General features: G+C 47.4%; 8 protein-coding genes. 3 read left to right on the top strand and 5 right to left on the bottom strand.

Translation table 11 applies throughout. The features are described from left to right. Positions 1-79: 79 nt before the first annotated feature. From MHI15_RS18430 to MHI15_RS18450, 5 genes are all read right to left on the bottom strand, one after another. The gene (locus MHI15_RS18430) at positions 80-721 is read right to left on the bottom strand and encodes a beta-mannanase (RefSeq protein WP_076099551.1); all 642 of its coding nucleotides are present in this window, start codon (positions 719-721) and stop codon (positions 80-82) included. Between the two features lie 24 nt (positions 722-745). After that, positions 746-2020 (bottom strand): vWA domain-containing protein, encoded by a 1275-nt coding sequence (locus MHI15_RS18435; protein WP_076129588.1) that lies wholly within the window; start codon positions 2018-2020, stop codon positions 746-748. A gap of 293 nt (positions 2021-2313) precedes the next feature. Continuing rightward, the gene (locus MHI15_RS18440) at positions 2314-4716 is read right to left on the bottom strand and encodes a transcription initiation factor TFIID (RefSeq protein WP_341164676.1); all 2403 of its coding nucleotides are present in this window, start codon (positions 4714-4716) and stop codon (positions 2314-2316) included. A 4-nt stretch (positions 4717-4720) separates the two neighbouring features. Then, entirely contained in the window at positions 4721-8110 is a 3390-nt protein-coding gene (locus MHI15_RS18445; RefSeq protein ID WP_341164677.1) for a tubulin-like doman-containing protein, read from the bottom strand. An 88-nt stretch (positions 8111-8198) separates the two neighbouring features. Next, entirely contained in the window at positions 8199-10016 is a 1818-nt protein-coding gene (locus tag MHI15_RS18450) for a vWA domain-containing protein (protein WP_312151118.1), read from the bottom strand. A gap of 205 nt (positions 10017-10221) precedes the next feature. On the opposite strand from MHI15_RS18450, the gene MHI15_RS18455 reads away from it, so the two are divergent. The 3 genes from MHI15_RS18455 to MHI15_RS18465 all read left to right on the top strand — a co-directional run bounded on the left by MHI15_RS18455 (position 10222) and on the right by MHI15_RS18465 (position 13213). Further along, complete coding sequence (locus MHI15_RS18455; protein ID WP_155986556.1) at positions 10222-10374, top strand: hypothetical protein; 153 nt, start codon at positions 10222-10224, stop codon at positions 10372-10374. Further along, a complete protein-coding gene (locus MHI15_RS18460) occupies positions 10367-11293 on the top strand; it encodes a hypothetical protein (protein ID WP_076308978.1) in 927 nt (308 codons plus the stop codon). Before MHI15_RS18455 ends, MHI15_RS18460 begins: the two co-directional genes overlap by 8 nt. A 147-nt stretch (positions 11294-11440) precedes the next feature. Then, positions 11441-13213 carry a hypothetical protein gene (locus MHI15_RS18465; protein ID WP_341164678.1) on the top strand — a complete coding sequence of 591 codons (1773 nt, stop codon included), beginning with the start codon at positions 11441-11443 and terminating at the stop codon, positions 13211-13213. Positions 13214-13315: the final 102 nt, after the last annotated feature.

A 13315-nucleotide genomic window follows, 5' to 3' on the forward strand; every position in this document is an offset into this window, starting at 1 on the left:
TCATCCTCCCAAAAGTTGTATCTACGTACTTGCTATGAACGCCACTGCTCATTACCCGCTTGTACGTGTAGACCGAGTCTCACTCCGGTACCAATTCGTAATAAAGCCCATATTTCTTGCCATCGGTGAAAAAGATGCGTACAAAATCATCCTTACCGATTTCAATCGGCGGAAGTACATTGCGTCCAGGAGCGAAATCCTGGACGAAGGGAAAGAGAATACCATCCTCTTTCCCTGCAGGATGCCCTCCACGTTTCTTGACATAACAGAGGACATCCCGTGCCACGGGCACTTCTGCCGTAATCGCCATATGTACGGTCTTTTGTTTTCCGAATAAGGCTTTTTTTTGTTGAATGGAATAATAGATCCGGGCTTTGCCTGCACTGACCATCACCCGGTTCACACCATCATTTTGCCTCACCAGGGCAGTCTCACCGTTCTCAGCAAGGCGAGCAAATATCGTATAGGATATCAGGCCGATCTCATCCAATCGATCACGATAACCATTGTTAGATTTGTATTCCTCACGAGTGTAGAGCTTCATCCCGATCGGCGGATCATCTCCGGTTCCCATGTCAGCCGCTTCTGCGGAGGTTTTGTGGATGTACACCGCCTGCACGCCGTCCGGCCAGCGCCATCTCAGCGTACAGAATCGGTCATCCACTTGGGATGTCACATCCGTTATTCCCGGAGCGGAAGCATTAACCTCGGCGTACCTCATTACTGTAAACCCCTTTCCGCTACACTAGAATCCTTTGCTGTTCCGGCTTCTGCGCCGACCCGGAAAGTTATCCGATGCTGGTGCAGGCGCTGCGTTATTGTTTCTTCTATTTCGATAAATACGTCCTTCTCCTACCGGAATGACGCCTGTAAATAATGCAATAATAGCAGCTAATATAAGAACAGCCAGAAGACGAATAAGACTATCTGTAAAGGAGTCACCGCTAAGTCCAAATTCCAGAATCAGTCCTGCGAACAAGCCTGATATTACGCCGCCAATCCCAAAGCTTTTAGCCAAATGACGGTTATCAAACATAATTCCCAGACCTAATCCAAGCGCAGCTCCCATCAACATCAGTGACAAAATACGAACCGCAGCATAATAAGGACTGTCTGCCGTTGAATCACTGCGCTCAGTTAGCAGCGTCCGATCTCCCAGACGGTCATAGATCTGCTGGAACACATCGCCCAGTAGGGCTGAATCCTTGACATCATAATAGTGTCCGCCTGTCACTCTCGCAATATCCTGCAACAGCTGAGTGCCTGCTGGATCATTCAAGCCCAGACCAATGGTATTCACGGCAATGCCGCGCTCTACATAAGCCTGCAACTCTCTTGTGGTATCGAAATTACTCACTCCGTCAGACAACAAGATGACCATGGCTCCTTGGTCTTTTTTGCCGTCACTGTCAATCTCCTTGAGTGCCTCCGAGACCGCACCGCTAATATTCGTACCGCCTTCGGTTGGCTGCAGATTATCGATTGCAGTCAGCACCTTCTCACGATTCTCCGAATTTGAAAGTGGCGTTAAAGGTTGGACAACTACAGCTTCGTTGTTAAAGGTCACCACGGCTACCTTATTGTCAGTGTCCATTTTTGTAATTAACGCTTTTGCTGCGGAATACCGGCTATTATCGGGATCACTCTGTGTCATACTGCCTGAGTCATCGATAGCCATTACTACATTCTTAACTGGTCTGGCTCCGCCAAAATTCAGCTCATAAACAAACTCCGTTAAGGCTCCAACACCAAGTGCAAGAACAATCATCAGAGGCAGCAGCTTCCACGATAACCCCAGATAGCGCTGCTTCCATGAAGCTCCGTTCAGTCGTGGCGAGATCATCTCTGCAAGCAGGCAGCCTACACCGACTCCCAGCGCCACAATGGCAAAATAAATACCCACAAGCAGGATGGAAGGCAGATCGTTATACCAGCTTAGCAGCCATTCGCCAAAAAGAAAGGCGACCCCGCCGCCGATCAGACTGAAGAAGAGCAGCAGCAGATTGATTTTTCTCTGCATCGTTATACTTCCTTTCCGGGTAAAATCTGAATTGTACTCTTATCCTTTAAACATTCCGGGGGTTATGCTGCCTGATAAACGGGCTACCCGGATGTGTTATCATCCCCCAGATTGCACTTTGTGCAATAGAATGGAATAGGAGAAACATCTATTTCTATTCTATTGCATAGTGTGCAGTGGAAATAAGGAGAAATGTCCCTATCCCGGAACTCTAATTAAGCGTTATATCCGATGACTCTATTGCACAAAGGCAATAAAGGGACTCAAAGTGAGGGTACCTATCTATTACGCCATCAGCGCATCTCAGGAAGCTGATCTTCACTCAGCCCATGGAGCTGATAGCCATTCTGAGCATAAGTCTCATAATAGACCTTACCGTTGCGATAATAGAGCAGGTCTTCTAAATGAAAGCCGCCCATCAGGTTTAGCTTCTCCACTCCGCTCCTCCGCTGCTCATGCACGAATCCTAACCGGTAAATCCGGGTTGTCTCATCCACTCCAAAGGCGTAGCGTAGGAATTCTGATGAGCTGTCTCCGAAGAAATATTTCTCCTCATGACGATGCTCTTGCGTGTATTCGAATAGCCGAACATTAATGGCCGCGCCCTCTTCCAAATTATGATACAAGCGCTTGAACAGCTCTTCCCTCGATAGAACCTGACGATTCTCATAGGCTGCCGCAACATTTGCACGCCGCAGAAGCTCTTCCTCAAAAGATAAATTGAAAGGTTCTGCTGTCAGCAGCTCCCGGCGGCAAATATCAATCAAACGCTCAATCACAGCTTCTTTCCCTTGTTCTAAGAGCTTGGAGATACTGCCCATGTACTTCTCACTGAAGAATATTCCAGGTCCACGCCGGGTTTCGATATCCTTCATCACTTCTTCTGTGACTACGCGGTAGTATTCCATTACGTTCTGGCCCGTTGTTTCGTTTGTTCGCCCAATGCTGTCCATAACAGTAATACGCAATTCTTCCTCCAAAGTCTCCATAGCTTTCACACGGGCCATACTTTCCATATGAAGCTGCTCAAGTGCAGATTCCAAACGACTGCATAGGGCAAGCTCACTTTCTAGGCCCAATAGTTCATATTTTCTTCCATATACGGCTGAGAATAAATAATGAATGAAGTTACGTACTGTTCTTTTATCAAAAAGCGGCACACGCTGGAACGGCTGGCGCTCCACGCTTTCTGCGTAAAGGTCCTCAAGCTCCTCCTGCATGGAGAGAATCGCGGAACGCAGGCCTGCCATATGCTGACGTAAAAGATGGAGCACACTTCCGGCTTCATCACGATCTGCCGTCCACTCCGCAAGCTGATAAAAGCTTACCGCTGGCGTAGATGTTTCCTGCGCCGCCAGCATAGTGCGCCATTGGCGTAATGGATTCATTCCCTCTACTCTCCGGTTTGACTCTGCCACAAAGTTATTGCGGAAATAAGCTTCGCCCCCGTCACCGAACAACTGCCGTTCAGCTTCACGAAGTGACAGCTGCTTCAGTTCATTATAGGTAGGGCGTCCGTGACTCATTAACCCCGTCATTTCATTTAGGCCGTCTTTCTCCGGAAGTAGGTGTACCGCGTGTTCCCGCAAGCTGTCAGGGTCCAGCCCTAACAACGCCTGCCGTTCACGTATAGTCCACGAACTGCCCTCACGCATATCGGAGACAAGCCGCCGGAACGCATGATACAGCACCGCCAAAGCAATTTGAACATTAGGTCTTCTTACCCCGGAAAAGCCAGCAGAGGCGTAGCCTTGTCTTCCAGTGCTGCCCCTGATGCCGCTTTTGAAGGTCATATTGTTATATCCGCCATGACCAGTAGCCTGATCAGAAGCCGGGCGGACCCGATTTTTGAGCAGACTAATATGAGAAATAATCTCGTAGTTGTCATCCATACCGTGTGCAGACATCATACCGCGCTCATTCTTATCGGAGAGCAGATACACAAGGTCAAATAATGCGGAAGGACCATGGGCAACTGGAATCGACAGACCGTCTTCCGTCACAAGTAACGGCGCATTAAACTTATAGTCCGTAGCTTGCATTCTGTCCAATTCACGCAGAAAAGCCAGCCCTACTGAGCTGGAATATCCAAAATTATCCCCTTGCTCCCGCTCATTGATCAGAGCGTAGAGATCTGTCTGTACGGACTTAAAGGACTGGCCGAGTACAGCACGAGCCAGCAGTGTAATTTCCGGCAGCAATACATTAAGCGGATCATCAACCCGCGTAATGATAGAGAGATGGATGACGTCAAAAGATGAATATAGACGTCCATAATCCGCTATACTGTTGCTCAGCCGCCGGATAACTTTATTCATTTCAGCAAGATAACGTGTATCCTCATGAAACTTGCGGTAAAGTTCATGACGCACAGTGCGTGGATCTGACCCTGCCGTTTCCGGCAAGGCCATGGCCAGCACCCGGTCTTTTCCTCCCGCAACAGATCCACTTATACTTCCGTCTATTCCCTCTTTTGCTGCACCTGACACAGCATTTAATGCCATAACACCGCCGGCGTTATCCCATTTTCGTTCGCAGCTATCCAGCACCGGACCGATGGCCGGAGCAACCTTGTCGCCTACGAACAGAAACAGGGCAGGGTAATGGATGCTGCTGCGTCCATCCCCTTTGCTGCGCTGTGCCTCTTCCTGTACCGCATATTGTTCACCATAAGATAATGCCTGTGTTTTGATCATAGGCCTATTTCAACTTTCTGCGGATACTGCCGAGCTTGCTAGTCATGCTCTTGTAGAATCCGTACATCTCATCGCCGCTCTCATACTCTACCCGTTCGTACTCCAAGCTGTCGCGTGCTTCCAGGAATGATACATACAGTCCTTCCAGCTTATAGAGCAGCGGGGTAACGTCTTCAGCGGCAGTCATTTCACCTGCACGACGTGCGGCCTTACGCAGCAGTATGCTGCGGCTCTTCTCATCCAGCTCCCGGAAGTGCCGATACACGGCATACTCTACGTAGCTGCGCTCTTTCATCAAATTAGCAAACGGCTCCCAAGCGTCCTCTTCTTCATCACGGTCATAAACGTAGAGTGCGCCTTTTTTGATAATGCTGTCTGTATACAAAGCTTCAATGAACTGATCCATCCACTTATCTTCGTCCAGATATTGATGAAGCACACCTTCAAGCTCAGCGGCTTTGGCAGTCAGTTCAGCATATTTAGCCAGCTCCACACGAACACGTGAAATCAGCTGCGGTGAACGAATGAGATTCTCCTGCGCCATGTCCTTGTTGATGCTGCCAAAGATATCTTTAAGGCCTTCCCGCTCCAAGCCCTTCTCACGCAGGCTCTTCAGCTCATCAACCGCCTTCTTCACTTCACCGAGATTTGGGCGTGTGGATTGCAGCTGCATATCGAAACCGTTCAAAATGGCGTCCAGATCAAAAGGTTTGGTAAACACAACAGAATATCTGTTACTTGTGTTCTCATCTACACCTTTTTCAATAATGACTCCACTTGCCAGCGCTTTTGCAAAGTCTGCACGCACTCTAGCGTTATAATCACGTACACGAGAATTGACGTAAGTGTCGCCCCATGATTTTTCTGGAATCGGAGAAGGCAGGTACGTCCAGTTGTTCTTATCCGTCATCACGAGATGGCGGCCGATCCCTTCCTTGTCGAGAATGGTCCGCTCATAGTTCTCTTCAAACACCCGCAGCGGCGTGTATACGAAAAGTGGCACACCGTTACGTGTATTAAGCCAGAAAATACGGTTTTTCACTTGGCTTTCCTTGATCGTAAATTGCGATTTGCCAAGCGCATTATTCTGATAATTACGAATCCCTTTTAGGATACCCGGCGCTTTTACAGGCACGGAAACGAAACCCCATGATGGAAAATGTAAGCTGCCTGAGCTATTGCTAAGGTGGAAGGTAGGCACAGCCTCTTCGTCCAATTTACCGGCAATAATCCGCTCAACGAATTTATCCAGCGGCTCTTCATGGCCGAATTTCATCACAAGGAAATCCTCCATCGAACGGGTAATCAGATCCCCAAACTTATCGCTAAGGAATTCCGAAATTGAGCGAACGATATCAATCTCCTGCTCTTTAACCCAACGTCCGGAATGCTTCAGCATTTCACGGGTGAAGTCACGAATCAGGTCGTCGCCGTCCTTCTGATCCATAATCTTGGAGATGGTCGCCGAAATATCCGGCACGTTCACAATGTTCCAATAATAAGTTTTGTTTCCTTTATAGTCTGCCTGCTCTTCGCCATTGATAAGGATGTCCCCGTTCTTGGCAAAAATCGAGCTAAGCGCACTAAGAATCTCTGTAAACACACCGTAAATCCGGCTGTTCTCATCGTTTAATAGCTCATATAAGTCCTCGTAAAATTGAATCATTTGTTCAGTGCGTTCTACATCGGCGTGCAGCCAATACTCATTGATTTTAGCCTCAATATAGGCATTTTTCTTCTTCTCTTTGGAGACAAAAGCACTGCGGGCATCGCTCAGCTTCTCATCCGCACTGTCCTGCGCCGTCTCAATATCACGTGGCAAACGCAACAAGCTTTCACGTAAAGCCTCAATATAAGACTGAATCAGCTTCAAAATACAGAAGCCCTTCTCGGTATACAGCAGGCGGGAAACGTAGAACGGTCCTTGCTCTGGGTGCAGGAAGATGCGCTCCAGCTCTTCACTGAAACGTCCCACAATTTCGCCAGGCAGCTGCTTTTTCGATTTGATATATTCTTCACGGGCACGAGCCAGGAAGTTCTGCTCCAGCTCTGTATCCATGCTTACCACTTGATTCTTAACAACATTGGCATGGCTCAAGCGTTCGCTGTTCTCGTAGCCTGGCAACGGCTCAGGCACACGGGATTCAAACGTCTTAATCATACTGTCGAGATCAATCCCAAGCTTACGTGCGAATTTCTCTACATCCTCTTGACCTGGCGCCTGCTGGAACATTTTTTCCATTTTATCAAACAAGCGGAAAGCCAGGTAAGTCGTCATTTCCTCAATCGGAAGCACAGCGGACGAGGCACCGATAATGTTGTATTCATAGTTAGCTGGGTAGGTCTTGTTCATCTGCGCAATGTTGGTGCGGATATTGCTGATATAATCATGGATGGCGAATTCTTCACCAGACTGTTTTTCTTCACTCGCCATAAAGTTCGTGATGTTCTCCGCCGTTACGTTCATACAGTAATCGTACGCATTCTCCAGCAGCTTACCCTCGGTATTCGTTGCAGAGATCAAATGACATAGATTAAATGGAGGCAGCGGTGAATTTACCGTCAAAATATTACCGTATTGCTGCTGGAACCGCTCACCACGACTGTCCACATTCATCCAGTAATCCAGCTCTTTTAGCGCTGCATAACCGTTCTTGCGAATATATTCACGCGTGTGCTCGCTTAGACTTTTATTAGACAAATTCACGTCAGGTGTAAAGAGGTACCCCAGTGTGTTCACACGGTCAATACCAGCTGATCCATAGTCACGTTCAATAATACCGCGCACGATATAGGCAATATCCAAGAAAGCCCCACTGCCTGTACCGCCCGACAGACCTGTCAGGAGAAAGACCATCAGCTTTTTGTTAGTGCCTACGGATAACGTCTTGATCTTCTTATCAATCGCGCCTACAACCTGATTAATCTTGGTGAACAAAAGCAGACGTCCAGCCTGCCGCACACCAGCAGCACCATTCATACCATCTGTAATACTCAGCTCAGGTGACAGCCAATCCGTAATATAGGAATCGAGGATACTGCGGTTCTGCAACAATCCGCCGATTTCGGCATTCGCCAACAGTACAAATTCATTTTGCGGGTCCAGCCCAATGCCTTTGTATTTTTTTCCACGATCCTGTTCATTCGTCTCAAAAGCTAGAAATTCCACATTATCCGGCTTGTCCCGTTTCTTCTTGGATATCGGATCCTCCGGCAGCTTAAAGCGGCGGTTAATCTGATATTTAAGACGCAGCAGAGCATCAATGCCCGTGCCGCCTAGTCCAATGATCAGGATCGGATTATCAATCGTATCCACCCTGATCTTATCGCTGACAATCCCGCCGCCTAGTGATACATCCAATTGCTGTATATGCTCTCTTACTACTGGTTTCATATGCTTATCCTCCTAAAAGTTTTGCGGAAGCTGTACTTCAGATATCTTGCAGCAAAACTGTTTCTGCGGCATACATTGCCATTGCCTACTATACTAAATATTCCAGATAAATCGTCTTATCTACCGTCTGTAGAGATACTGAAACGCGGTCCCCACTCTTCAGTTCAAGACCACGCGAAGCATCCGCAGCACGTCCGGATCTCTCCACAGTAACACCTTCTCCGCTGCGTAACAGCAATCGGTCATTCTTAGCCGGTGTGAAAATAACAGTTTCGCTCTCCTTCAGTTCAGGCGCCAATTGCAGCAGCTGATGAAGGGTGAACTTGCCCTTGAAGCCTGCAAGCTTCTTATATTGTGGGTAGGTCTTCTCACCCGTATTGCTGTCTTTAACCTCTACTACCAGCTGTCCAACAAAACCACGTGCCGATTTCTTATTCAGCACATACCATGCTGCACCCGCTGCCAGCACTAAAAGAATGCCCCCTATAATGTAATACAGGGTTTTGGATGAGGCTTCCTTCAGGGGTTCTTCGTTGCCAGTCCCTGTAGAAGGTGCTGTTGTTGCTGCTCCGCCTGTCTTCGCGCTGATCTGGACAGGTGCACTTTCCCGATAAAAGCTGCTTTCCTCTGCCCGTACCTTCAACTCGTAGTTATGGCTTTCTTTTACCTCAAAGGTACCCTTGAAGACAGCTCCGGAGTTATCCAGTTCGATTTCTTGCACATCACCTGTATCAATATCTGTAGCAAGCAGTACCGCCTTCATATCTTGATACAAATTACTGAGTGTTACCTGAGTACCGTTGCTGAACAGATGCGAGGTGATGTCGATTTTATCACCCTTTTTATAGGTTGCTGATGGCAGCGCATCGATCTTAAGCTCCAGGTCATAGTTAAAGACTAGATTAATATCAATCTTATCCTTTGGCACACCTTTAACCTGAAGTTTCCAATCTCCTTCCTGCGGTGACAGTAGCTTAATCAAGCTATAAGTAGAAGACTTGGACAGCAGGACATTGTTTGAGGGGATCGCAACTTCTTTACCTGACGGGTCCGTTAATTTCGCTGTCACAGGCTGTGAAGACATAATTGAGATATTGGCTTCCAAAACACTGCCGTTAGGCACGTTGACGGTCACGTCCTGATAATCGCCATTTGCAGTAATCGACTGCACAGGCACTACCTTCAGCTTCAAATGGCTGGCAAAAATCTCACTCAGGATTTGCGGCAGATCGTCTGCTGAGTCCGTCGAAAATGCTTTACCACCCGTCTCGTTGGACAGGTCGGCGAGGCTTTGTTTATTCAGCTTGCCATCTGCATTAAGTCCAATGGTATAGATGGGATAGCCATTTTTTTTGGCAACCTCTACGGCCGCCTTCAGCTCTTTATCTGATTCACTTTGCGTCCGGCCTGTCGCTTTGTTGAAATCGTTATTGCCGTCAGCGAGCATTACAATGATAGGCTCATGGGAAGGGTCACTTCCATTCTGCAGAACCTTTACAGCTTCCTCTACGCCAATAGCGATATCGGTGTAAGCTCCTCGGTCCAAACCATCAATAAAATCCTTCAAATCCTGCTTATCGCTCTCCGAGCTAATTTGCAGCAGGGCCTTTTCCCGTTGCACCTTGTCGGTATAGGCAACAATACCTACTTTATCACCTTGGGTGGATAACATATCTATGAACATTTTCATCGCTTCGTTGGCGATTTTGTTCTTGTCACTAGTCTTCATGGAGTTGCTGACATCAATAAGAAGCACAGCGTCAATGTGGGATTGCGCCGACGTTGCCGCATAGGCCTTAACAGCTGCAAAAGGCGAGGCAGCTAGACAAAGAGTCAGGAGCAATGCCGGAAAGATACGTAGAAAGAGAGTCTTGGTTGTTCTAATACTTTGATATTTACGAAGCATAAATAGGGCTCCTCTTGTGTTATATTAGGCACATATGACAGGTTCAGCACTATCGCTAAAATCTGTAAATAGCATGCCATTATGATATAATTAAACCTTGTAAACTTCAACTTTAGGACCGCCGGACCCAGTGCATTGATGCATAGAAGATTATCATTCTAAAAGCCATCTGGACTGCAGAGCGTCCATGAGAAAGGATTGTTCCATGATTTCATACGTCATTCTTGGGATTACGTTCCTAATTGCCGTAATTCAGATTTCCATTTATGCCGCACATCAGCGCAAACCACTGACACGTGATGATATTAACGATCGACTGCTAGCCGCTTTGAACGGAGGCGATAAAGGCCGTGAATAAGAAAAGACCCGTTACCTTCCGGCCTTTCAAGGCCCCGCGTTACGCTTATGACAAGCTGCGCATCTGTCGCCACTGCGGGCGGTATACCGCTCTTGGCGAAGACCGCTGTAGCAAATGTGGCAGAGCCTCACTTATTGCTGTAGAGCAGCACGCAGCATCACTAGCCAGACGGAAGATGCATACCCGCCTACTATTCATCTTACTGCTCACACTAGCCTCTGTCTATTTTGGAAATAGCATCCAACAAATGATATTGTGTGGTGCCGGGGGTCTTGTGCTTGCTGGACTATTGTACTATACGCAGCGAAAAGTAAGGCAGAACGAGAATCTTCGTTCTCTCAATGAGCTGCTTGGTCGTGGGATCGGCATCATCAAGGAAGGGCTGGAGGTCAACCGTCAGGAAGCTGTCTCCGTACTCCGTGAGGATGATGTTCTTGCCTATGAGAAGCTGCGGGAGCTCTCCATCCTGCTTCGCGGCGACCGGATCGCGCGGCAGCGAGTGGCTTTGCTGCATGGATTTTTACTCCGCAAGGATATGGATCTAGAACTGGAGCAGCTTCTTCTAAAAGACTTCGAACCACTGCTAGCCGAATATATCGGCGAGATCGCTAAAGTCCGTCCCGATCTCATTAAGGATCGTACACTACGCTACGTGAAGAACTATGAAGTGGAGATTCGCCAGATGGCTAACGGCTTAACCATCCTTACGAGCGTTGCAGGAGCGGCGGTAAGAATGAAGCGTTATGCCCTGCTCTACTCCAATATGATTGGCCGATACGTGCAAGATCTGCCCAAGGACCGTTTCTTGCGGTTGTCCAAACTCATTGCTGCGAATCCCCATGAACCTTGGAACGGCTTAGACCTCAGGGTAGCTGACATTCGTGAAGCCAAATATCGCTGGGACCCGGAGGTCCAATAGACCTGAAAGCTAAGATGAACCAATATAAAGCAAACATCCTTATTGATGACAACCAACCGTTTCTCAAAGAAATATAAGGATGATGTATACCGTAAAACTTATACTTTCTTAGGCTTTCTTATATTTTGAAAAAAGAGGCTACTCTATATGACGTTCAAACAATTAATAACCCTGCGAAACTTTATGATCATTTTGTGTATATGCATGCTTGTGCTGCTTGGACAGAAGGTTTTTCTCATCGCAGATAAAATACAAATCACCAAAGAAGCCGACCGTCTCTACGCTGCCGGGGATCTGATTAATGCAGAGGATCAGTACCGTCAAGCAGCGGCCAACTATTCCATTGATTACCAGGAAGAAAGAGTCGCAAAACGTCTGGATGAATTAGCTCCAATCACAGACATCCGCAAAGTTCTGAATGATTTGGTAGCCTCTACTAAGGAGGAAGCAGCGACTAAGGATTTTGCCGGATTTATGAAAAGCTATCAAGCTCTGCTCAGTTTAAAAGCTACATATATGAAGCCAGGCGGTCCCTATGAATCCTATTATCGCCAGTTATCGTCGGCCTCAGGCATTTCAGACCAGTTCACCTCTTATTTCCGTCAGTTTAAGGAGCAGTTCCTTGCCGAGCTTGCCCAGAACCAGAGCGGAGGGGTGAGTAATGAAGAGAACTTCAAATGGAATCTTTTGCAGATTCCTGATGCTTATTATGGAAGTGCAGCTTCCAAAGAGGATTTACTAGCCTCAAAGTTTAAAAGCCATGACACAGCTATATTAAAATCCTTAGCAGGAGCAGGAAACTTTACCGGCATGCTGGAAAGCACCCTGTCCCTGATGAGTGCTTATAGCCAGCATAATTACGAAGCTCCTTGGGTACTTCAACAAGCAGAAAGCAGCGGGAAGATCATCCTGAACAAAGATCTTGAAGGTGACAATATCACAGCTTTTGCTGGGCATGCTGTAGCTTATCGTAATTTTGCAGGATCGGCAGGCATCACGTCATCCAAGGTGCTGACTTTGATCGATACTAGTAAGGCTAAGCTACTAAAAAACGCCAAACGTCTGACAACTAAAGGTCAATATGCTGAAGCGATACAATTATACGGAGATCTTGCCCCGCTAGAAGATACTTCGACAAACATTGCCGCTACTAGGCTGGCTTGGAATATCGCAGAGCCTGTTCGCCTCCTTCCTGGCGGTGAAGAGCAAGACAAATACAACAACGTCATCTCCCGCAAAGGACTATTGGGCACAAAAGTGATCGTTGCCGGGACGGATAATAGTGGCGTGCTCTATTATGCCGCGATGAATAACGACGACAATGTGGTCACATTAACCGGAAACAGCTTGCCACGCTTTGAGAGTCTGCGCAGTCTTACTTTTAATGAACAGTTGGCAACCTCTTCAGGTGTACCTGTAGTTTTAGCCCAATCTGAGGTTGAAGGTGGACGCACCCTTTTCACAGCATATGAGATGAAATCGAATGGTATTTCGCAGTTATTTTCTTTAGCTGGTGATAGTTATGAACTGCAGCCGGATGACTCTATTCTCGTGCCTAATGCGGATCTTGGAGACGGTGTTGACGGGCAAAATGCGCTTTACCGTAAAGTAGACGGCAGCTATCAATTCGCGGAGATTGTTCAGGAGTATGCTGTAATCTCAGCTGCGGATCTTACCACTCATCCTTTTGAAAAGGTCTCTTTTCATTGTGAGATCATCGTAGATAACTTCGGCAATAGTCTTGCTTACTCGGATGGGATTTATATTTTGCTCCAAGGAGAAGTGGGTTCCGTTACAGGTAACGCGTTAGTTAGTGGCCAATATCAGAATGGCTATGAGCTCGTTGGAACAGACATGGGCGAGCAATATGTGCCTGTGTTTATAGTGGAATCCGTGGGTAGCATGAGCTTTGGGCGGTAGGAATTTGGGATACAGGATACGGGATACGGCATACGGGATATGGCATACGGGATACGGCATGCGGGATACGGCATACGGGATACAGGATAAGGCATACGGCAT

Source organism: Paenibacillus sp. FSL H7-0918, from assembly GCF_038007025.1.
GTDB classification, from domain to species: Bacteria; Bacillota; Bacilli; order Paenibacillales; family Paenibacillaceae; genus Paenibacillus_AQ; species Paenibacillus_AQ odorifer.